Genomic DNA, 20,147 nt, shown 5'->3' on the forward strand with positions numbered 1-20,147 from the left:
GAATCACAATCAGCGTTGTTCCGGGGTGAAGTGCGACGCCAGCCCCGCCCAGACATTGACGTAGTCGGTCTGGCGGAACGGGGCCTGCCGCGCCGCGGACGTGGTCTGGAAGACGTAGCGGCTTTCGAACATGAACGCCAGGGTGTCGCCCTGGTACTGCGGCGCGAGTTCGGCGTGGCTGGCCTTCTCGAAGGTCTCGGCGTCGGGCCCGTGGGGCGACATGGCGTTGTGCAGGCTGGCGCCGCCGGGCAGGAAGCCGTCCGCCTTGGCGTCGTACTCGCCGTGGATGAGCCCCATGAACTCGCTCATCAGGTTGCGGTGGAAGTAGGGCGGGCGGAAGGTGTTCTCGGCGACCATCCAGCGCGGCGGGAAGATCACGAAGTCGATATTGGCCGTCCCCGGGGTGTCCGAGGGCGAGGTCAGCACGGTGAAGATCGACGGGTCCGGGTGATCGAAGCTGACCGTGTTGATGGTGTTGAAGCGCGCGAGGTCATACTTGAAGGGCGCGACGTTGCCGTGCCAGGCCACCACGTCGAGCGGCGAGTGCGCAAGCCGGCTTGCCCACAGCCGGCCCGCGAACCGCGCGACGAGCTCGAAGTCGCCGTCGATGTCCTCGTAGGCCGCCACCGGGGTCAGGAAGTCGCGCGGATTGGCCAGGCCGTTGGCACCGATCGGCCCCAGGCCGGGCAGCTCGAAGGGCGCGCCGTAGTTCTCGCAGACATAGCCGCGCGCCGCGGCATCGTCCTCGAGGCGGACCTGGAACTTGACGCCGCGCGGGATCAGGCCGATCTCGCCGGGAGCGACGCGCAGCTCGCCCAGTTCGGTGCGCAGCCGCAGGGCGCCCTGCTGGGGCACGATCAGCAGCTCGCCGTCGGCATCGTACAGGAAGCGCTGCTCCATGCTGCGGTTGATGGCGTAGACATGCACGCCGCAGCCCTGCTGGGCGCTCGCGTCGCCGTTGACGGCCAGGGTCAGCAGGCCGTCGATGAAGTCGACGCCGCCCTCGGGCAGCGGCCGCGGGTCCCAGCGCATCTGATTGGGGTCGGCGGCGGCGTCGGCCGAGGGCGCCGTGACCCAGTCGCTGTCGGCCAGCGGGTGGTAGGCGCTCTGCACCACCGACGGGCGGATGCGATACAGCCAGCTGCGCAGGTTGCGCTGGCGCGGCGCGGTGAAGGCCGAGCCGGAGAGCTGCTCGGCATACAGGCCATAGGGGCAGCGCTGCGGCGAATTCTGGCCCTCGGGGAGGGCGCCCGGCAGGGCCTCGCTGGCATGGTGATTGGCGAAACCGCTCTGATAGGAAGGCTGGGCAGGACGCATCGTGGACCTCTCTCGACCGGTCGCGGGCGTGACCGTGGGTGTTGTTAGTTTCATTTGAAACTAAATCGTAGAGAGAAGCGGCGGTCGCGGTCAAGGGCTTCGTGTGCAAGGCGCGCAACCGAAAATTTCAGGCGGTGAGGTGTCATCAAACGAACATCTAATGGTCAGGATTCTGAAACGCGGCCACCTTTAAGATCGCTGTCGTCTTTCGAACGACGGACCCGATAACAATACCTGATCGTTCGATCAGCGAGTCGCGGTACGGGTAGTTCCGTGTCCGACGACCCCAATCTTGTACAGGAGCCTTGCATGTCTCGTTCACCGTTGACTCCCTCCCTCGCGTGGCGCCGCCCCGCCCTGGGGCTGGCCGGTACCCTGGCCGCGACACTCTTGAGCCTGGGCTCGGCTCAGGCCGAAACACAGATCGAATGGTGGCACGCCATGGGCGGCGGGCTCGGCGAGAAGGTCAACGAGATCGCCGACGACTTCAACGCCAGCCAGGACGAGTACGTGGTCAAGCCGGTGTTCAAGGGCAACTACACCGAGACCATGACCTCGGCGATCGCCGCCTTCCGTGCCGGCAAGGCACCGCAGATCGTGCAGATCTACGAGGTCGGCACCGCGACCATGATGCACGCCAAGGGCGCCATCGTGCCGGTCTACCAGCTGATGGCGGACGCCGACGTCGACTTCGATCCGAACGCCTACCTGCCGGCGGTCGCCGGTTACTACACCACCACCGACGGCAAGATGCTCTCGCTGCCGTTCAACTCCTCCACGCCGGTGACCTACGTCAACCGCGACATCCTCGACAAGGCCGGCGTCGACGAGGTGCCGACCACCTGGCAGGGGCTCGGCAAGGCGCTCGAGAAGGTGGTCGATTCCGGCGCCGCGGAGTGCGGCCTGACCACCACCTGGCCGTCGTGGGTGATGCTCGAGAACTACTCGGCGCGCAACGACATTCCCTTCGCCAGCGAGGCCAACGGCTTCAAGGGGCTGGATGCCCGCCTGCAGTTCAACAAGACCGCGGCGGTCGATCATATCCAGCGCCTGAACCAGTGGCAGAAGGACGGGCGCTTCGTCTACGGCGGTCGCAAGGACCAGGCGGCGCCCAAGTTCTACTCCGGCGAGTGCGCGATGATGATGGGCTCCTCGGCCTCCTACGCCGGGGTGCGTGACAACGCCGACTTCAACTTCGGTGTCGCGCCGCTGCCCTACGATGCCGACGTCGTCGACACGCCCAACAACACCATCATCGGCGGTGCCTCGCTGTGGGTGCTCAACGGCGCCAGCAAGGCGCAGAAGGAAGGCGTCGCGGCGTTCTTCAAGTACCTCTCCTCGCCCGAGGTGCAGGCCGACTGGCACCAGTTCACCGGCTACCTGCCGATCACCACCGCGGCCGCCGACCTGACCCGCGAGCAGGGGTTCTATGACAAGAACCCGGGCACCGACGTGGCGATCAAGCAGATGACCGGCTCCGCGCCCACCGAGAACTCCAAGGGGCTGCGGCTGGGCAACATGGTGCAGATCCGTGACGTGATCAACGAGGCCCTGGAGAAGATCTTCTCCGGCGACGTCAGTGCCCAGGCCGGGCTCGACGAGGCCGCCGAGAAGGGCAATGCACTGCTGGCCAAGTTCCAGCGCGCCAACAGCTGATTGCCCGGCAGGTCCGGCCCGCCACCGTGAGCCGGTGGCGGGCCGGCGTGCGTTGCGGAGACCCTGAATGACCCACTTTCAACGTTATCGCTTCACCCCCTGGCTGCTGATGGCGCCGCAGCTGATCATCGTCGGGGTGTTCTTCTTCTGGCCGGCGCTGCAGGCGGTCGAGCAGGCCTTCTACGTCGAGGACGCCTTCGGCCTGTCTCGGCAGTTCGCCGGGCTGGCCAACTTCGTGGCCGTGCTGCAGGAGCCCGACTACTACCAGGCGCTGGGCACCACCGTGGTCTTCTCGCTGTCGGTGGCGCTGGGGGCCATGGCCATCGCCCTGCTGCTGGCGGTGCAGGCCGACCGCGTCCTCAAGGGCGCCAACGCCTACAAGACGCTGCTGATCTGGCCCTATGCCGTGGCGCCGGCGGTGGCCGGCGTGCTGTGGCTGTTCCTCTTCGATCCGACCCTGGGACTGGTGAGTGCCGCGCTCAAGGCGCTGGGCGTCGACTGGAACCACAACCTCGACGGCAGCCAGGCGCTGCTGCTGGTGATCCTGGCCTCGATCTGGAAGCAGATGAGCTACAACTTCGTGTTCTTCCTGGCCGGGCTGCAGGCCATTCCCAAGAGCCTGCTGGAGGCGGCCGCCATCGACGGCGCCGGCCCCTGGCGGCGTTTCTGGACGGTGACCTTTCCGCTGCTGTCGCCGACCAGCTTCTTCCTGCTGGTGATGAACAGCGTCTACGCCTTCTTCGAGACCTTCGGCACCATCGACACCGTCACCGGCGGCGGGCCGGGCGGTGCCACCACCACCCTGGTCTACAAGGTCTACCAGGATGGCTTCGTGGGGCAGGACCTCGGGGCGAGTGCCGCCCAGTCGGTGCTGCTGATGATCCTCGTGGGTCTGCTGACGCTGATCCAGTTCCGTTTCGTCGAACGTCGAGTCCAGTACTGATGCGCTACCAACGACCCGGGCTGGATCTGGCCAGCCACCTGCTGCTGGCCGTGGGTTGCGGCCTGTTCTTCCTGCCGGTGTGGCTGGCCTTCACCGCCAGCACCCACTCCATGAGCGACCTCTATGCCAACGTCGCGCCGCTGTGGGTGGGCGATGCCGGGCTGTCCAACTACGCGCGGCTGATCCACGATCCGGTGAGCGGCCTGGGCACCGACGTGCTGCGGCTGCTCGCCAACTCGATGGTGATGGCGCTGGGCATCGCCGTGGGCAAGATCGCCATCTCGCTGCTGGCCGCCTACGCCATCGTGTTCTTCCGCTTCCCGCTGCGGCGGCTGTGCTTCTGGCTGATCTTCATCACCCTGATGCTGCCGGTGGAGGTGCGCATCCTGCCCACCTACGAGGTGGTCGCCGACCTGCACCTGCTCGACAGCTACCCCGGCCTGATCCTGCCGCTGATCGCCAGCGCCACGGCGACCTTCCTGCTGCGCCAGTTCTACCTGACCATTCCGCCGGAGCTGGTCGAGGCCGCGCGCATCGACGGCGCCGGCCCCTGGCGCTTCCTGCGCGACATCCTGCTGCCGCTGTCGAAGACCAACATCGCCGCGCTGTTCGTGATCATGTTCATCTACGGCTGGAACCAGTACCTGTGGCCGCTGCTGATCACCACCAACGCCGACTACCTGACCGTGGTGGTGAGCCTCAAGCGGCTGCTGACCACCGGCGACGCCCTGGTGCCCTGGCAGGACGTCACGGCCACCGCGATGCTGGCCATGGGGCCGCCGGTGCTGGTGATCCTGCTGATGCAGCGCTACTTCGTCAAAGGCCTGGTCGAGACGGAAAAGTAAGCGCTTGCTCCGGGCGCATGAGGCGCCTTCGAAGAATGCTGACGAGACAACTGTTATGGCAACCCTGCAACTGAGCGCCCTCCAGAAACGCTACGCCAACGGCTTCGTCGCCCTGCACGGGGTCGACCTGGCCGTCGAGGACGGCGAGCTGATCGTGATCGTCGGCCCCTCGGGCTGCGGCAAGTCGACCCTGCTGCGCACCCTGGCCGGGCTGGAATCGATCACCTCGGGCGAACTGACCATCAACGAGCGGCGTGTCAACGAGCTGGAACCCGCCGAGCGCGACATCGCCATGGTCTTCCAGAACTACGCGCTCTATCCGCACATGAGCGTGTTCGACAACATGGCCTACGGGCTCAAGAACCGCGGTGTGCCCAAGGACGACATCCGCCGCCGGGTCAATGCCACCGCCGAGCTGCTCGATCTCGGCGCGCTGCTCGACCGCCGCCCGCGCCAGCTCTCGGGCGGCCAGCGTCAGCGCGTGGCCATGGGCCGGGCGATCGTCCGCGAGCCCCAGGTGTTCCTGTTCGACGAGCCGCTGTCCAACCTCGACGCCAAGTTGCGCGTGCAGATGCGTCTGGAGATCCGGCGCCTGCAGAAGCGGCTCAAGGTCACCTCGGTCTACGTGACCCACGACCAGACCGAAGCGATGACACTGGCCGACCGGCTGGTGGTGATGAACGCCGGCCGGGTCGAGCAGTGCGGCACGCCGATGGCACTTTACGAACGCCCGGCGACCCGCTTCGTCGCCGGCTTCATCGGCTCGCCGGCGATGAACTTCCTGCCGGTGACGGTCCACGGCGAGCGCCTGCGGCTGCCCGATGGCGGAGAGCTGGCGCTGGCCACCGGGCTGGAGTCCGGCAGCGAACTGACGCTGGGGGTGCGCCCCGAGCATCTCGTCGCCCTCGACGAGGGCGACGCGACGACGGACGCGGGCGCAGTCATCCGGGCCACGGTGGAAATGATCGAGCCGCTGGGCGCCGATACCCTGGCCTATGCCCGCATGGAGGGCCTCGACGAACTGCTGGTGGTGCGCCTGCACGGCGAGCACGCCGCCGGCGAGGGCAGCGTCCTGCGGCTGTGGCTGTCGCCCGAGCGCTGCCACCTGTTCGGCGACGACGACCGCCGCATCGAGGCCCACCACGCCACGCCCGTCACCGGAGCCCGAGGATGAGCATGTCACCCCATCGCCCGACGCCGGACCTGCCGGCGATCATCGCCCATCGCGGCTATGCCGCACGAGCGCCCGAAAACACCCTGTCTGCCATCGATGCCGCCCACGCCGCGGGCTGCCGCTGGGTCGAGCTCGACGTGCAGCGCCTCGGCGATGGCATGCCGGTGATCTGGCACGACGCCGACGTGAGCCGCTGCTCCGACGGCCATGCCCGGCTGCGCGAGCTGGACTGGGCCGCCGCCCAGGGGCTCGACGTGGGGCGCTGGTTCGACGCGCGCTTCGCCGGCGAGCGCATGGCCAGCCTCGACGACGCCCTGGCACGGCTCGCCGGGCACGGCATGGGCCTCAACCTCGAGCTCAAGCTCAGCCCCGGCCACGACGCTACCGCCCTGGCCGCGGTGGCGGGACGTGCCCTGGCGGCCCTGCCGCCCGAGCGGCTGCTGATCTCCTCGTTCGACGACACCCTGCTGGCCCAGGTGCGTCGCGACCACCCCGAGGCTGTGCTGGGCTGGCTCGCCGAGGCGCTGCCCGACGGCTGGCTGGCACGCTGCCGCAGCCTCGACACCTTCAGCATCAACCTCGACTGGCAGCGGCTCACCCGCGACGACGCCGCGGCGGTGAAGGCCGCGGGCCTGCATCTGGTGTGCTACACCGCCAACGACCCCGCGGCCTTCGCGCCCTGCTGGGAATGGGGCGTGGACGCCGTGATCAGCGACGATCCGGCGCGCTTCGCGACGCCCATGCCCTGAGCGGGGCTCAGGTACTCTCGCCGGCCATCAGCGTGAAGCCCACGTCGAGCGGGCCGTCGACGGCGGTATTGCCGTCGAGCCGCGCCAGTACCGCCCGGGCGGCGCGCCGGCCGATGCGCTCCCGGGGCGAGGCGATGCTGGTCAGCCGCGGCGTCACGTGCTGGCCGATCGCCAGGCCGTTGAAGCCGGCGATGGCGATGCGCTGCGGTACCGCGATGCCGTGGCGATTGGCATGGAGCAGGGCGCCGGTGGCCAGGTCGTCGTTGGCGAAGTGGATGGCGTCGGCCTCGGGGTGTGTCGCGAGCACCTGATCCAGGGCCCGGGCGCCGGTCTCGAACTGGCCCAGCTGGTCCATGTCCAGCAGCGGCGTCTCGAGTCCCGCCGCGGCCAGCACCTCGCAATGCCCCTCGTAGCGCAGCCGGGCGCGATAGTCGCGCGCCATCTGCGCCCCCACGTAGACCACGCGGCGATAGCCGCGCTCGCGCAGATGTTCGGCCATGCAGCGCCCCGCTTCGAGGTGGTCGAGGCCGACGTTGAGGTCGATCGCCGTGCCGAGTTCCATGATCTCGACGATCGGCCCCTCCCACTGGCGCAGGCGACGCCCGCAGGCCTCGCTGTGGCGCAGACCGGTGATGACTAGGGCGGCGGGCGACCAGCCGAGGAAGGTGCCGACCAGCTGGTCCTCGCGCTGCAGGTCGTAGTCGGTGTTGCCCAGCAGGATCTGGTAGCCGCGTGCCTCGAAGGTGGCCTGCAGCCCCTGGATCACCTCGGTGAACACGATGTTGGACAGCGACGGCACGATCACCGCGATGAAGCGCGACTGCGCCGAGGCCAGGCTACCGGCAAGGCGGTTGGGCACGTAGCCGACCGTCTCGATGGCCGCCTCGACCCGGCGGCGGGTGGTCTCGCGCACGGACTCGGGCGTGTTGAGCACGCGCGAGACGGTGATCGCCGAGACACCGGCCTCCCGGGCCACCTCGGCGATGGTGGGCTGCTTGGCGCGCCGGCGGGGGCGGCGGGACGAGGTGTCGGCCATGACCGGAGCGATCTCCTGTGCGGCAGGGGGAGGGTAGGGCGACCGTCAATGCTTAGACATTGGTCGTGCCGGGCGCAAACACACTTGTGCCCGCGGGACGGCTCATCTAACAATGGATGTTAGCGCTAACATTGAACCGCGTCGACATCCTGAACTCGCTTCCTGATGACCGGCGCCCAGCACGAGGAGGTCGCGAGTGTCTCATCCACAACCGGTTACCGTCGGGGTCATCGGCCTGGGAGCCATGGGTCTGGGAACCGCCCTGGCCATGCGGGAAGCAGGGCTGTCGGTGATCGGCTGCGACGTGTCCGCCGCCGCCCGGGAGGCCTTCGTGACCGCCGGCGGCCGCTGCGTCGACTCCCCCCGCGAGCTGGGCGAGCACTGCGACGTGGTGGTCGTGGTGGTGGTCAACGCCGAGCAGGTCGAGTCGGTGCTGTTCGGCGAGGCGGGGCTGATGGTCGCGCCGGGCCGCACGGGCCTGGTGATCCAGTGTGCCACGGTGGCGCCGAGCTATGCCGAGTCGCTGAGCGCTCGGCTGGACGCGGCGGGCCTGCCCCTGCTGGACGCGCCGATCAGCGGCGGGGCCGCCAAGTCACGCCAGGGCCGGCTGTCGGTGATGGCCTCGGGCAGTGCCGGGGCCTTCGAGCGTGCCGCACCGGTGCTGGATGCCATGGCCGAGACGGTGCATCGCCTCGGCGACACCGCGGGCATGGGTTCGCGGGTCAAGCTGGTCAACCAGCTGCTGGCCGGCGTGCACATCGCCGCCGCCGCCGAGGCCATGGCGCTGGGTATCCGCATGGGCATCGATCCCGAGGCGCTGTACGGGGTGATCACCCGCTCGGCGGGCAACTCCTGGATGTTCGAGAACCGCGTGCCGCACATCCTCGAGGGCGACTACACGCCGCTCTCCGCCGTCGACATCTTCGTCAAGGACCTCAACCTGGTGCACCAGACCGGGCGCGAGCTGACCTTTCCCACGCCGCTGGCCGCCAGCGCCCTGCAGCAGTTCACCGCCGCCAGCGGCGCCGGCTACGGTCGCGAGGACGACGCGGCGGTGATCAAGGTCTACCAGCGTCTCGCCGGGCTCGCGCTGCCGACCGCCGCCAACGACGCGGAGGCGCCGTCATGAGCGTGGTGCTGGGCGCGATCGCCGACGACTTCACCGGCGCCAGCGATCTGGCCAACAACCTGGTGCGCGCCGGCATGCGCTGCGTGCAGACCATCGGCGTGCCGCGCGAACCGCTGGATGTCGGCGATGTCGATGCCGTGGTGGTGGCGCTGAAGTCGCGCTCCTGCCCGGCGGAGCAGGCCGTGGAGACCTCGCTGGCCGCACTCGACTGGCTGCGCGGGCTGGGCGCCCGGCAGATCTTCTTCAAGTACTGCTCGACCTTCGACTCCACGGATGCCGGCAACATCGGCCCGGTCGCCGATGCGCTGCTGGAGCGGTTGGATGCTGCCCAGACGGTGATGGTGCCGGCGTTTCCCGCCAACGGTCGCACGGTCTATCAGGGCCACCTGTTCGTCGGCGATCGCCTGCTCAACGAAAGCGGCATGGAACACCATCCGCTCAACCCCATGACCGATGCCGACCTGGTGCGCGTGCTGGGCCGGCAGACGCCGCATCCGGTGGGGCTGCTCGCCCATGTCACCCTGTCGCGGGGCGCGGCCGCCGCCGGTGAGCGGCTGGCGGCCCTGGCCGGCGAGGGCGTGCGTCACGTGATCTGCGATGCCCTCGACGAGCACGACCTGAACGTGCTGGCCGAGGCGGTGGCTGACCATGCCCTGGTCACCGGCGGGTCGGGGCTGGGCCAGACACTGCCCGAGGTCTACCGCCGGCGCGGCTGGCTGGCGCCGATCGACGATGCCGGCCGTCTCGCGCCCGCCGAGGGCGCGGCGCTGGTGCTGGCGGGCAGCTGCTCGCGGGCCACGCTCGCCCAGATCGCGCATTTCCGCCACGACCACGCCGTCTTCGAGCTCGATCCGCTGGCCCTGGCCGAGGGGGATACCACCCTCGAGGCGGCGCTGGACTTCGCCCGCGAGCGCCTGAGCGAGACGCGCCCGGTGCTGATCGCCGCCTCGGCGGCGCCGGAGCAGGTGCGCGCCGCCCAGCAGTGTCTCGGCGTGGTGCGGGCCGGCGAACTGGTCGAACGCGCGCTGGCCGAGCTGGCGCGCCGGCTGGTGGCCGAGGGCGTGGGGCGGCTGGTGGTCGCCGGCGGCGAGACCTCCGGCGCGGTGATCTCGGCGCTGGGCGTGGAGACGCTGCGCATCGGCGAGCAGATCGACCCCGGCGTGCCCTGGATGCAGACCGTCGTCGCCGGGCGCGAGGCACCGCTGTCCGTGGCGCTCAAGTCCGGCAACTTCGGCGGCACCGACTTCTTCACGCGAGCCTTCGAGGTGCTGTCATGAGCCGCCACGACGACAACCGCCTGCGCGAGCAGATCGCCACCCTCGGCCGCTCGCTGTTCGACCGCGGCCTGACCATGGGCTCGAGCGGCAACATCAGCGTGCGCACCGACGACGGCGGCTGGCTGATGACGCCCACCAACGCCTGCCTCGGCCGGCTCGACCCGGCGCGCATCTCGCGGCTGGACGGCGAGGGCCACTGCCTGGACGGCGACAAGCCGACCAAGGAAAGCTTCCTGCACATGGCGATGTACGCCGAGCGGCCGCAGTCCGGCGCCATCGTTCATCTGCATTCCACCCATTCGGTGGCGGTGTCCTGCCTGCCCGAGATCGACCCCCACGACTGCCTGCCGCCGCTGACCGCCTACTACGTGATGCGCGTCGGCCGGCTGCCGCTGGTGCCCTACCACATGCCCGGCGACGCCGCGCTGGGCGACGCGGTGAAGGGCCTGGCCGGTCGCCACAGCGCGGTGCTGCTGGCCAACCACGGCCCGGTGGTGGCGGGCAAGTCGCTGGAGGCGGCGGTGTACGCCACCGAGGAGCTCGAGGAGACCGCCAAGCTCTACCTGCTGCTGCGCGGGCACAACCCCCGCACGCTGACCCCGGACCAGGTCGCCGCCCTCGAGGCGCGCTTCCCCCGGGACTGACCCGGCCGGCCTTGCCACCTGAGGAGACACGATGCTTCGTTTCGCCGCCAATCTCAGCATGCTGTTCACCGAGCGGGACTTCCTCGCGCGCTTCGCGGCCGCCGCCGAGGCCGGCTTCCGCGGGGTCGAATACCTCTTTCCCTATGCGTTCGAGCCGCGCGAGCTGCGCCGGGTGCTCGACGACAATGGCCTGACGCAGGTGCTGTTCAACCTGCCGCCGGGCGACTGGGACGCCGGCGAACGCGGCCTGGCCAGCCTGCCCGGGCGCGAGGCGGAGTTCCGCGACAGCGTCCACGAGGCGCTGCGCTACGCCGAGGCGCTGGACTGCCCGCGCCTGCACGCCATGGCCGGGGTGCTGCCGGCGGATGCCGACGCGGCGACCCGCGAGGCGCACCGGGCGACCTACCTCGCCAACCTGCGCTACGCCGCCGACGAGCTGGCCAGGGCGGGGCGCACCCTGCTCATCGAGCCGATCAACGAGCACGACATGCCGGGCTACTTCCTGAACCGCCAGGCCCAGGCCCGCGAGATTCTCGACCAGGTCGGCGCCGACAACCTGCGCATCCAGTTCGACCTCTATCACTGCCAGATGAGCGAGGGCAATCTCACCGCCGCGCTGGAGGCCCAGTACCCGCGGATCGGCCACGTGCAGATCGCCGGGGTGCCCGGGCGTCACGAGCCGGATGTCGGCGAGATCCACTATCCGGCGCTGTTCGCGCGGCTCGAGGCACTGGGCTACGACGGCTGGATCGGCTGCGAGTACCGCCCGGCGGGCGAGACCCGCGCCGGGCTGGGCTGGGGCGCGGCCTACGGGCTGACCACCGGCGCCCCGAACGTCGACTGACGCCATGACAACGACAACACGAGGAATCGAGGTACCACGATGCACGTTCTGATCACCGGCGCCGCCGGCTTCCTGGGCCAGCGCCTGAGCGCGGCCCTGCTCGAGCAGGGGAGCCTGAACGGCCGACCCCTGACGCGCCTGACCCTCGTCGACCAGGTCGAACCGGCCCCGGAAGCGCGCGATGGCGTGACCCTGGACTGCCGGGCGCTGGACATCGCCCGCCCCGGGGCGCTCGACGACGTGCTCGCCGACGCCCCCGCGGTGATCTATCACCTCGCCGCGGTGGTCAGCTCGGCCGCCGAGGCGGACCTCGACCTGGGCCTGCACGTCAACTTCGACGCCACCCGCGCCCTGCTGGAAGGCTGCCGGCATGCCGGGCTGTCGACCACCCGGCTGATCATGGCCAGCTCGGTGGCGGTCTACGGCGGCGAGCTGCCGGCGGTGCTCGACGACATGACGGCGCTGACGCCGCAGAGCTCCTACGGCGCGCAGAAGGCGATGTGCGAGCTGCTGATCAACGACTACAGCCGCCGCGGTCTGGTCGACGGCTGCGTGCTGCGCCTGCCGACCATCGTCATCCGCCCCGGCCGGCCCAACGCCGCGGCATCCAGCTTCGCCTCCAGCATCCTGCGCGAGCCGCTCAACGGCGAGGAGGCGATCTGCCCGGTGCCCACCGAGCTCGAGCTGTTCGTGATGTCGCCACGCCGGGTCATCGACGCGCTGCTGCATGGTGCGACGCTGCCCGGCGAGGCACTGGCGCCCTATCGGGCCTTCATGCTGCCGGGCATCACGGTGAGTGTCGCCGCCATGCTCGAGGTGCTGCGTGAACGCGGCGGCGAGGCGGCGCTTTCGCGCGTGCGCCACGAGCCCGACCCGCGCATCGAGGCCATCGTCGCCAGCTGGCCGGCCCGCTTCAACAATCGTCGCGCCGAGGCCCTGGGCTTTCGGGGCGACGCCGACTTCCACGAGATCGTCCAGGCCTTCCTGGACGAGCGTGGCTGACCCCGAGCTGTTCGGGGCCACTCCCAGGGTTTGTCCGAAAAGTTGGCGAGTGCAGCCAGTTTTCAGGCAAAGCCTGACCGTCAAAGCCTATCGAGGACATAACAATGAGCAAGACCCTCTCACGCCGCTCGCTGGCCGCCGCCGTGGCCGGTGTCACCGCCTCGCTGCTGTCGCTGACCGCCGTCAATGCCGAGGCCGCGCAGACCATCACCCTGGGCCACACGCTGTCCGACAGCTCCCACTACTCGGTGGGCGCCGATGCCTTCAAGGAAACCCTCGAACGCCTGAGCGACGGCGAGTTCCAGGTCGAGGAGCACCCCTCCGGCTCGCTGGGCGGCGAGCGGGCGATGATCGAAGGCCTGCAGATCGGCACCGTGGACGTGGTGATCACCTCGACCGGGCCGCTGGGCAACTTCGTGCCCCAGACCTACGTGCTCGACCTGCCGTTCCTGTTCAAGGACTACAAGCAGGCGCGCTGCGTGCTGGACGGCCCCATCGGCCAGGACCTGCTGGACAAGATGGGCGAGCACAATCTGGTGGGGCTGGCCTGGTCCGAGAACGGCTTCCGCCACCTGACCAACAGCAAGCGTGCGGTCAAGACGCCGGAAGACGTCAAGGGACTGAAGATCCGCACCATGGAGAACAAGGTCCACATGGCGGCCTTCAAGGCGATGGGCGCGCATCCCACACCGATGGCCTTCCCCGAACTGTTCACTGCGCTGCAGCAGGGCACCGTCGACGGTCAGGAAAACCCCATCACGGTGATCGTCGCCACCAAGTTCTGGGAGGTTCAGAACCACCTCTCGCTGACCGGCCACGTCTACTCGCCGGCGGTGGTGCTGGGCTCGCCGGTGCTGCTCGACGGCCTCTCCGAGGAGGAGCGCGGCTGGTTCAAGCAGGCCGCCGAGGCCTCGGCCAAGGCGACCCGCGACGAGGTCACCCGTCTCGAGAAGGAAGGCGTCAAGCTGCTGCGTGACAAGGGCATGCAGGTCGAGACCGACATCGACAAGGCACCCTTCCAGGAGGCCGTCCAGCCGGCCTACAAGATCTACACCGACGAGTATGGCAGCGAGATGCTCGATCGCATCCACGGCAGCCAGTGCTACCAGGCCAGCTGAGGTGACGGCCCGGCGCCCGCGGGCGCCGGGCCTCTCGTGTCGACAAGGTGACGATTATGCTAGAGCGATTCCTGGGCCTGGAGCGCTGGACGACCCGCGTGGCGATGATCGGGGCGGTCGCCATGCTGATCGTGTCGGTGCTGCTGGGCTTCTATCAGGTACTGACACGCTTCGTGTTCGATGCGCCCTCGACGTGGTCCGAGGTGATCTCGCGTTCGGCGATGATCTGGTGCGTGTTCCTGGGCGCGGCGGCGGGCTTTCGCGGCGGCTTCATGATGTCCGTGGAAGTCATCTACAAGCTGCTGCCGCAGCGCCGGCTGATCTGGATCGAGACGCTCATCGCGCTGTGCTGCGTGGTGGCGCTGTGGGTGCTGATCCAGTACGGCGCGGCGATGACCTGGCGCGTGCGCACCCAGATGCTCTCGGGGCTGGGCATCTCGATCGCCTGGGCCTATGCGGCCATGCCGGTGGGCTCGGCCCTGGCGCTGCTCTCGGTGCTGGCGCGCCTGGCGGCGCAGTGGAGCGGCCGCGAGGCCGTGGGCGTGACCGCCGGTGCCGAGGCGGATGATGCCACCGAGGCGACCAGTGTTCCCCCCGCTCCCACCGCCGCGGCCTCCGATGCCGCTTCCCTCCACGACAAGGAGGCGCGCTCATGAATGCGGCCATCGGTCTTTCCCTGATCCTGTTCTTCGCGCTCGGCGTGCCGATCGCCGTGTCCATCGTGCTGGCGTCGGTCATCGGCATCGAGTTCTTCTCGCGGTTGCCGCTGCTGCTGGTGCCCCAGCAGATGTTCGTGGGCATCGACAAGTTTCCGCTGATGGCGATTCCCTTCTTCATCCTGGCCGGCAACCTGATGGCCGCCGGGGGCATCTCGCGGCGCCTGGTGGACCTGGCCAAGTCGGTGGTCGGCGGGCTGCAGGGCGGCCTGGCGATGACCTGCGTGCTGACCTGCATGCTGTTCGCCGCGGTGTCGGGCTCGAGCGTGGCGACCACCTTCGCCATCGGCTCGATCCTGATTCCGGCGATGGTCAAGCACGACTACCCGCGTCCGCTGGCCGCGGCGATCCAGGCCTCCTCGGCCGAACTGGGGGTACTGATCCCGCCCTCGATCCCGCTGATCCTCTACGGTGTGAGCACCGACACCTCGATCGGCAAGCTGTTCATCGCCGGCATCGGGCCGGGGCTGCTGATCGGCGGCTCCCTGCTGCTGTTCCTGTACATCTTCTGCAAGATCCGCGGCTACGGCCTGCGCGACCGCGAGGAGCGCAGCGCCTTCCCCGTCGCCCTCAAGCGCGCCTGGGTGGCGCTGCTGATGCCGGTGGTGGTGATCGGCGGCATCTACGGCGGCGTCTTTACGCCCACCGAGGCCTCGGCGGTGGCGGTGGTCTACGCGCTGATCGTCGGCGGGCTGGTGTATCGCGAGCTGAGCCTGGCCGAGCTCTGGCCGATCCTGCGCCACAGCGTGGTCTCCACCGCGGCGGTCATGCTGATCATCGCCGCCGCCGCGCTGTTCAGCTTCCTGATCAGCCGTACCGGGCTGCCCCGCGAGGTGGCCGGCTGGGTCACCCAGGTCTTCGACAGCCCCATCGCCTTCCTGCTGGCGGTCAACGTCATGCTGCTGGTGGTGGGCATGTTCGTCGAGACCTCGGCGGCGATCCTGGTGCTGGCGCCGATCTTCACGCCGATCGCCGTGCAGTACGGCATCGACCCGGTGCACTTCGGCCTGATCATCGTCGTCAACCTGGCGCTGGGCATGTTCACGCCGCCGCTGGGGGTCAACCTGTTCGCCGCCTGCGCGGTGGCCAAGCTCTCCATCGACCAGCTGCTGCCGTGGCTGCTGCGCTTCGTGCTGGTGGTGCTGGCCTGCCTGCTGGCGATCACCTATCTGCCCTGGATTTCCATGGGGCTGGTTGAGCTGCTGTATTGAGCCCGGCGCACCCCGACGAGGAGAGACGTTCATGACACTCGATGATAGCCTGCCGCCACCCAAGGCCCTGATCGGCGGCGACTGGATCACCACGCCGCAGACCCTGAGCGTGGAGGCGCCCGCCCGGGGCGAGTCCTTCGCCGCCATCGCCCGCTGCGAGCCCGAGCACGTCGACCGCGCCGTGGCCGCCGCGAGGGAGGCCTTCGACGGCGGGCTGGGTGACTGGCAGGCCTGGACGGCACGGCGCCGCGGCGAATGGCTGGAGACCTTCGCCCGCGCCATCGAGGCCGACGCCGAGGCGCTGGCCGCGCTGGAATGCGCCGACACCGGCAAGCCGATGCGCCAGGCCCGCGGCGACATCGCCGCCTGCGCCCGCTACTTCCACTTCTATGCCGGGGCGGCCGACAAGCTGCACGGCGAGACGATTCCGTTCGCCGCCGACTACGCGGTGATGACCCTGCGCGAGCCGTTCGGCGTGTGCGCGCAGATCACGCCCTGGAACTACCCGGCGCAGATCTTCGGGCGCTGCGTGGCCGCCGCCCTGGCCGCGGGCAACACCGTGGTGCTCAAGCCCGCCGAGGACGCCTGCCTGAGCGTGCTGCGCCTGGCGCATCTCGCCGTGGACTGCGGCCTGCCGCCCGGGGTGCTCAACGTGGTGACCGGCCTGGGAAGCGAGGCGGGGGCCGCGCTGGCCGCGCACCCCGGCATCCAGCACCTGTCCTTCACCGGCTCGCCGGCCACCGGCACCCGGGTCACCCAGGCGGCGGCGGTCCATCACGTGCCGGTGACCCTGGAGCTGGGCGGCAAGTCGCCCCAGGTGGTGTTCGCCGATGCCGACCTCGACAGTGCGCTGGACGCGGTGGTGCGCGGGATCATCCAGAACGCCGGGCAGACCTGCTCGGCGGGCAGCCGCCTGCTGGTCGAGGACGCCTGTCACGATACCGTGCTGGCGCGGCTCGCCGAGCGCTTCGCCGCCCTGCGCTGCGACGCCGGGGAGCGCGACCCGGACTGCGGGCCGCTGATCAACGCCCGCCAGCGCGAGCAGCTGGAGCGCCGGCTCGATGCGGCGAGCGCCGACGGCATCCGCACCCTGGCGCAGGGGCAGCTGGCCGAGGGCGCGCCCGCCGGCGGGCACTTCGTGGTGCCGCGGGTGCTGGTCGACATTCCCGACGACCATGCGGTGCTGCACGAGGAGCTGTTCGGCCCGGTGCTGGCGGTGCAGCGCTTTTCCGGCGAGGCGGAGGCCGTGCGCCTGGCCAACGCCACCGAGTACGGCCTGTGCGCGGGCATCTGGACCCGCGACGGCGGGCGCCAGCTGCGGCTCGCCAAGCGCATCCGCAGCGGCCAGGTGTTCATCAACGACTACGGCGCGGCCGGCGGGGTGGAACTGCCCTTCGGCGGCGTCGGCCGCTCCGGCCACGGCCGCGAGAAGGGCTTCGAGGGACTCCGGAGCTTCACCCAGATCAAGACCGTGGCCCTCCGCCACGGCTGACGGACATCGAGACACGAGGACGACACCATGAGCACGCCCCGCACGATCGGCATGATCGGCATCGGCCTGATGGGCCACGGCATCGCCGCCAACCTGCTGCGCCACGGCCACACGCTGCGCTTTCTCGAGCATCCCGGCAACCAGCCGGTCGACGACCTGCTGGCCGCCGGCGCCACGCCCATGGCCACCCCGCGCGAGGTGGCCCGGGGCGCCGAGGTGGTGATCCTCTGCGTCACCGGCACCCCGCAGGTGGAAAGCGTGCTGTTCGAAGCCGCCGGCGTGCTCGAGGGGCTCGATGAAGGGACCGTGGTCATCGACTGCTCCACGGCGATCCCCAGCTCCACCGAGGCGGTCGCCGAGCGGGTGGCCGCCGCGGGCGGGCGCTTCATGGACGCGGCGATGACGCGCACCCCCAAGGAGGCCGCCGAGGGGCGGCTGAACCTGATCGTCGGCGCGCCCGAGGCGCTGTTCGACGAGGTCCGGCCGCTGCTCGAGGACTTCGCGGAGAACATCACCCACGGCGGCCCGGTCGGCTCGGGGCACACCCTCAAGCTGCTGCACAACTACGTCTCGCTGGGCTTCAGCGCGGTGCTGGCCGAGGCGGCGGCCGCGGCCCGGGCGGGGGGCATCGACGCCGCGGCGCTGCTCGAGGTGCTGGGCAACGGCGGCGGCGCGGGCGTGGTGCTCGAGCGTCTGCGGCCGTTCATCAGCGCCGAGGATGCCTCGGGCTTCCGCTTCAGCCTCGCCAACACCTTCAAGGATATCGGCTACTACAACGCCATGGCCGCCGACCTCGGTGCCGAGCGCGAGGTGGCCGGGGCCATCGAGTCGCTGTACCGGCGCATCAACGAGGCCGGCCACGGCGAGCGCCTGGTGCCCGAGCTGATCACGCTGCTTGCCCCCGGCGACTCGCCGCAATCCTGACCTCGCGCCGCTGCGGCGGCGTGCCTTTTCCGCCACGGCGCTCTATATCTGGGAAGACCGAGCCGCAAGGCCCCGCTCGGCCGTCCACTCCGGGAGAGCGCCGATGCCATCCGAACCGATCCCCGCCGCGTCCGGCCCCTGGCGGCGCCACGCGCTCATCGCCGCCCTGGTGCTGGGGGCGATCGCCGTCTCGCTGGGCCTGCGGCTGGCGGTGGGCGATCGCCCGCTCCACGGGCCGTTGACCTGGCCGGCACTGCCGCTGTGGCTGGCCCTGATCGCCGGACTGCCGCTGCTGGCGGAGCTGCTGGTGCGCCTGCGCGCGGGGCAGCTGGGCGCCGACGTGCTGGCGGGATTGTCGATCGTCGTCGCCTACGCGCTGGGCGAGCTGCTGGCCGGGGCCCTGGTGGTGCTGATGCTGGCCGGCGGCCAGGCGCTGGAGAGCTGGGCGGTGCGCCGCGCCTCCTTCGCCCTGGAGGCGCTGGCGCGGCGGCTGCCGGCGATGGCCCACCGCTGCCGCGAGACGGGGACGGAGGACGTCCCGCTGGCCGCGGTCGCCGTCGGCGACCGCCTCGAGGTGCACCCCCACGAGGCCTGCCCGGTGGATGGCACGGTGCTCGAGGGCCACAGCACCATGAACGAGGCCTATCTCACCGGCGAGCCCTTCCTGCTGCCCAAGGTACCCGGCTCGGCGGTACTCTCCGGGGCACTCAACGGCGAGGGCGTGCTGACGATCCGTGCCGACCGGCGCGCCGCGGACTCGCGCTATGCGCAGATCATGCAGGTCATGCGCGATGCCGAGCAGCACCGTCCGCGGCTGCGCCGCCTGGGCGATCGCATCGGTGCGATCTACACCCCGCTGGCGATCCTCGTCGCCGCGGCGGCCGGCCTGGCCAGCCAGGACCCGGTGCGCTTCCTGAGCGTGCTGGTGGTGGCCACCCCCTGCCCGCTGATCATCGCCATCCCGGTGGCGATCATCGGCGCGATCTCGCTGGCCGCCCGACGCGGCATCATCATCCGCGATCCGGCGGCGCTGGAGCGCATCGCCACCTGCCGCGTGGCGGTCTTCGACAAGACAGGCACCCTCACCTACGGCGAACCCCAACTGACCGAGATCGACACGGCACCCGGCCAGTCCCGCGAGGCGGTGCTCGGCGCCCTGGCGAGTCTCGAGCGCTACTCCCGCCACCCGCTGGCCGAAGCGGTGCTCGCCGCCGCCCGGGCGGGGGGCATCCCCCTGCAGGAGACCCGCGAGATCCATGAAGCCCCCGGCGAGGGGCTGGAAGGACGCGTCGACGGCCGCCGCGTCACGGTGACCGGCCGCCGGCAGTGGCTCGCGCGCGTACCCGAGGCGCCGCTGCCGCCGGAGCAGGGCGGCCTGGAGTGCGTGGTAGGCATCGACGGCGCCTATGCGGCGACCTGCCGTTTCCGCGATGAGCCACGCCGCGAGGGGCCGGCGTTCATCGCCCACCTGGGGCCGCGCCACGGCTTCCGGCGGGTGCTGCTGGTGTCGGGGGATCGCGAGAGCGAGGTGCGCTACCTGGCCGAGCAGGTGGGGATCGACGAGGTGCGTGCGGGGCAGAGCCCGGAAACCAAGCTGGCGCTGGTCCGCGAGCTCGCCGCGCACGACGGCGTGCTGTTCATGGGCGACGGCATCAACGACGCCCCGGCGTTGGCGGCGGCCACCGTGGGGGTGGCGTTCGGCCAGGGCAGCGCCGTGACCTCCGAGGCGGCGAGCGTGGTGATCCTCGACAGCGCCCTGCAGCGCGCCGACGAGGTGCTGCACATCGGCGACCGGTTGCGGCGCATCGCGCTGCAGAGTGCGGTCGGCGGCATGGCGCTGAGCCTGGTCGCCGTCGGTGTGGCCGCGCTGGGCTACCTGCCGCCGGTGGCCGGGGCGCTGGTCCAGGAGCTGATCGACGTCGCGGCGGTGGCCAACGCGCTGCGCGTGGCCTGGGTCTCCCGCGACCTGGCGGACGAGGTGGCGCCGAAACCTGCGTTCGATCAAGGCTGAGGCAGGTTGTCTCGCCGGTCACCGGCGTCCGGCCTATCTTCGCAGGGGAGGGCGAACGG

18 protein-coding genes are annotated in these 20,147 nt (G+C 70.3%); 16 read left to right on the plus strand and 2 right to left on the minus strand.

Annotated elements, in window-relative coordinates:
- Window positions 1–9 precede the first annotated feature (9 nt).
- On the minus strand, window positions 10–1,317 hold the full coding sequence (gene hmgA, locus G7A98_RS13640; protein WP_163650231.1) for a homogentisate 1,2-dioxygenase: 1,308 nt from the start codon (window positions 1,315–1,317) through the stop codon (window positions 10–12).
- A gap of 309 nt (window positions 1,318–1,626) precedes the next feature.
- Here hmgA and ugpB point away from each other — a divergent pair, with 309 nt between their 5' ends.
- The 5 genes from ugpB (at window position 1,627) to G7A98_RS13665 (ending at window position 6,684) form a co-directional block, all read left to right on the plus strand.
- Window positions 1,627–2,973 carry a sn-glycerol-3-phosphate ABC transporter substrate-binding protein UgpB gene (gene ugpB / locus G7A98_RS13645; RefSeq protein ID WP_163650232.1) on the plus strand — a complete coding sequence of 449 codons (1,347 nt, stop codon included), beginning with the start codon at window positions 1,627–1,629 and terminating at the stop codon, window positions 2,971–2,973.
- A 67-nt stretch (window positions 2,974–3,040) separates the two neighbouring features.
- The gene (ugpA, locus tag G7A98_RS13650) at window positions 3,041–3,916 is read left to right on the plus strand and encodes a sn-glycerol-3-phosphate ABC transporter permease UgpA (protein ID WP_163650233.1); all 876 of its coding nucleotides are present in this window, start codon (window positions 3,041–3,043) and stop codon (window positions 3,914–3,916) included.
- A complete protein-coding gene (gene ugpE / locus G7A98_RS13655; protein ID WP_163650234.1) occupies window positions 3,916–4,761 on the plus strand; it encodes a sn-glycerol-3-phosphate ABC transporter permease UgpE in 846 nt (281 codons plus the stop codon). Before ugpA ends, ugpE begins: the two co-directional genes overlap by 1 nt.
- 55 nt (window positions 4,762–4,816) lie before the next feature.
- Window positions 4,817–5,935, plus strand: coding sequence for a sn-glycerol-3-phosphate import ATP-binding protein UgpC (locus tag G7A98_RS13660; RefSeq protein ID WP_163650235.1), 1,119 nt, complete (start codon window positions 4,817–4,819; stop codon window positions 5,933–5,935).
- A complete protein-coding gene (locus tag G7A98_RS13665) occupies window positions 5,932–6,684 on the plus strand; it encodes a glycerophosphodiester phosphodiesterase family protein (protein ID WP_240464755.1) in 753 nt (250 codons plus the stop codon). The genes G7A98_RS13660 and G7A98_RS13665 overlap by 4 nt, the downstream gene beginning before the upstream one ends.
- Before the next feature lie 7 nt (window positions 6,685–6,691).
- Here G7A98_RS13665 and G7A98_RS13670 read toward each other — a convergent pair whose 3' ends face one another.
- The gene (locus tag G7A98_RS13670; protein ID WP_163650236.1) at window positions 6,692–7,720 is read right to left on the minus strand and encodes a LacI family DNA-binding transcriptional regulator; all 1,029 of its coding nucleotides are present in this window, start codon (window positions 7,718–7,720) and stop codon (window positions 6,692–6,694) included.
- Between the two features lie 196 nt (window positions 7,721–7,916).
- Here G7A98_RS13670 and ltnD point away from each other — a divergent pair, with 196 nt between their 5' ends.
- The 11 genes from ltnD (at window position 7,917) to G7A98_RS13725 (ending at window position 20,088) form a co-directional block, all read left to right on the plus strand.
- Window positions 7,917–8,849 carry an L-threonate dehydrogenase gene (gene ltnD, locus G7A98_RS13675; RefSeq protein ID WP_276207498.1) on the plus strand — a complete coding sequence of 311 codons (933 nt, stop codon included), beginning with the start codon at window positions 7,917–7,919 and terminating at the stop codon, window positions 8,847–8,849.
- Window positions 8,846–10,126 carry a 3-oxo-tetronate kinase gene (gene otnK / locus G7A98_RS13680; RefSeq protein WP_163650237.1) on the plus strand — a complete coding sequence of 427 codons (1,281 nt, stop codon included), beginning with the start codon at window positions 8,846–8,848 and terminating at the stop codon, window positions 10,124–10,126. Before ltnD ends, otnK begins: the two co-directional genes overlap by 4 nt.
- Window positions 10,123–10,770 (plus strand): 3-oxo-tetronate 4-phosphate decarboxylase, encoded by a 648-nt coding sequence (gene otnC, locus G7A98_RS13685; protein ID WP_163650238.1) that lies wholly within the window; start codon window positions 10,123–10,125, stop codon window positions 10,768–10,770. Before otnK ends, otnC begins: the two co-directional genes overlap by 4 nt.
- A gap of 31 nt (window positions 10,771–10,801) precedes the next feature.
- On the plus strand, window positions 10,802–11,614 hold the full coding sequence (gene otnI, locus G7A98_RS13690) for a 2-oxo-tetronate isomerase (RefSeq protein ID WP_163650239.1): 813 nt from the start codon (window positions 10,802–10,804) through the stop codon (window positions 11,612–11,614).
- A gap of 39 nt (window positions 11,615–11,653) precedes the next feature.
- Window positions 11,654–12,616, plus strand: a complete 963-nt coding sequence (denD, locus tag G7A98_RS13695) for a D-erythronate dehydrogenase (protein WP_163650240.1) — start codon at window positions 11,654–11,656, stop codon at window positions 12,614–12,616.
- Window positions 12,617–12,720: 104 nt separating this feature from the next.
- Window positions 12,721–13,734 (plus strand): TRAP transporter substrate-binding protein, encoded by a 1,014-nt coding sequence (locus G7A98_RS13700; RefSeq protein ID WP_163650241.1) that lies wholly within the window; start codon window positions 12,721–12,723, stop codon window positions 13,732–13,734.
- Window positions 13,735–13,790: 56 nt separating this feature from the next.
- The gene (locus G7A98_RS13705; RefSeq protein WP_163650242.1) at window positions 13,791–14,390 is read left to right on the plus strand and encodes a TRAP transporter small permease; all 600 of its coding nucleotides are present in this window, start codon (window positions 13,791–13,793) and stop codon (window positions 14,388–14,390) included.
- Window positions 14,387–15,661, plus strand: a complete 1,275-nt coding sequence (locus G7A98_RS13710) for a TRAP transporter large permease (RefSeq protein ID WP_163650243.1) — start codon at window positions 14,387–14,389, stop codon at window positions 15,659–15,661. The genes G7A98_RS13705 and G7A98_RS13710 overlap by 4 nt, the downstream gene beginning before the upstream one ends.
- Before the next feature lie 31 nt (window positions 15,662–15,692).
- The gene (locus G7A98_RS13715; RefSeq protein WP_163650244.1) at window positions 15,693–17,153 is read left to right on the plus strand and encodes an aldehyde dehydrogenase family protein; all 1,461 of its coding nucleotides are present in this window, start codon (window positions 15,693–15,695) and stop codon (window positions 17,151–17,153) included.
- Window positions 17,154–17,180: 27 nt separating this feature from the next.
- Complete coding sequence (locus tag G7A98_RS13720) at window positions 17,181–18,077, plus strand: NAD(P)-dependent oxidoreductase (RefSeq protein WP_163650245.1); 897 nt, start codon at window positions 17,181–17,183, stop codon at window positions 18,075–18,077.
- A 103-nt stretch (window positions 18,078–18,180) separates the two neighbouring features.
- The gene (locus tag G7A98_RS13725; RefSeq protein ID WP_163650246.1) at window positions 18,181–20,088 is read left to right on the plus strand and encodes a heavy metal translocating P-type ATPase; all 1,908 of its coding nucleotides are present in this window, start codon (window positions 18,181–18,183) and stop codon (window positions 20,086–20,088) included.
- The last annotated feature ends 59 nt before the right edge of the window (window positions 20,089–20,147 follow it).

Origin of the sequence: Modicisalibacter sp. 'Wilcox', from assembly GCF_010993675.1 — a bacterium.
GTDB lineage: Bacteria > Pseudomonadota > Gammaproteobacteria > Pseudomonadales > Halomonadaceae > Modicisalibacter > Modicisalibacter tunisiensis.

Coding starts and splice junctions, on each gene's coding strand:
- hmgA (WP_163650231.1), bottom strand. CDS start 1,317: ATGCGTCCTGCCCAGCCTTCCTATCAGAGCGGTTTCGCCAATCACCAT.
- ugpB (WP_163650232.1), top strand. CDS start 1,627: ATGTCTCGTTCACCGTTGACTCCCTCCCTCGCGTGGCGCCGCCCCGCC.
- ugpA (WP_163650233.1), top strand. CDS start 3,041: ATGACCCACTTTCAACGTTATCGCTTCACCCCCTGGCTGCTGATGGCG.
- ugpE (WP_163650234.1), top strand. CDS start 3,916: ATGCGCTACCAACGACCCGGGCTGGATCTGGCCAGCCACCTGCTGCTG.
- G7A98_RS13660 (WP_163650235.1), top strand. CDS start 4,817: ATGGCAACCCTGCAACTGAGCGCCCTCCAGAAACGCTACGCCAACGGC.
- G7A98_RS13665 (WP_240464755.1), top strand. CDS start 5,932: ATGAGCATGTCACCCCATCGCCCGACGCCGGACCTGCCGGCGATCATC.
- G7A98_RS13670 (WP_163650236.1), bottom strand. CDS start 7,720: ATGGCCGACACCTCGTCCCGCCGCCCCCGCCGGCGCGCCAAGCAGCCC.
- otnK (WP_163650237.1), top strand. CDS start 8,846: ATGAGCGTGGTGCTGGGCGCGATCGCCGACGACTTCACCGGCGCCAGC.
- otnC (WP_163650238.1), top strand. CDS start 10,123: ATGAGCCGCCACGACGACAACCGCCTGCGCGAGCAGATCGCCACCCTC.
- otnI (WP_163650239.1), top strand. CDS start 10,802: ATGCTTCGTTTCGCCGCCAATCTCAGCATGCTGTTCACCGAGCGGGAC.
- denD (WP_163650240.1), top strand. CDS start 11,654: ATGCACGTTCTGATCACCGGCGCCGCCGGCTTCCTGGGCCAGCGCCTG.
- G7A98_RS13700 (WP_163650241.1), top strand. CDS start 12,721: ATGAGCAAGACCCTCTCACGCCGCTCGCTGGCCGCCGCCGTGGCCGGT.
- G7A98_RS13705 (WP_163650242.1), top strand. CDS start 13,791: ATGCTAGAGCGATTCCTGGGCCTGGAGCGCTGGACGACCCGCGTGGCG.
- G7A98_RS13710 (WP_163650243.1), top strand. CDS start 14,387: ATGAATGCGGCCATCGGTCTTTCCCTGATCCTGTTCTTCGCGCTCGGC.
- G7A98_RS13715 (WP_163650244.1), top strand. CDS start 15,693: ATGACACTCGATGATAGCCTGCCGCCACCCAAGGCCCTGATCGGCGGC.
- G7A98_RS13720 (WP_163650245.1), top strand. CDS start 17,181: ATGAGCACGCCCCGCACGATCGGCATGATCGGCATCGGCCTGATGGGC.
- G7A98_RS13725 (WP_163650246.1), top strand. CDS start 18,181: ATGCCATCCGAACCGATCCCCGCCGCGTCCGGCCCCTGGCGGCGCCAC.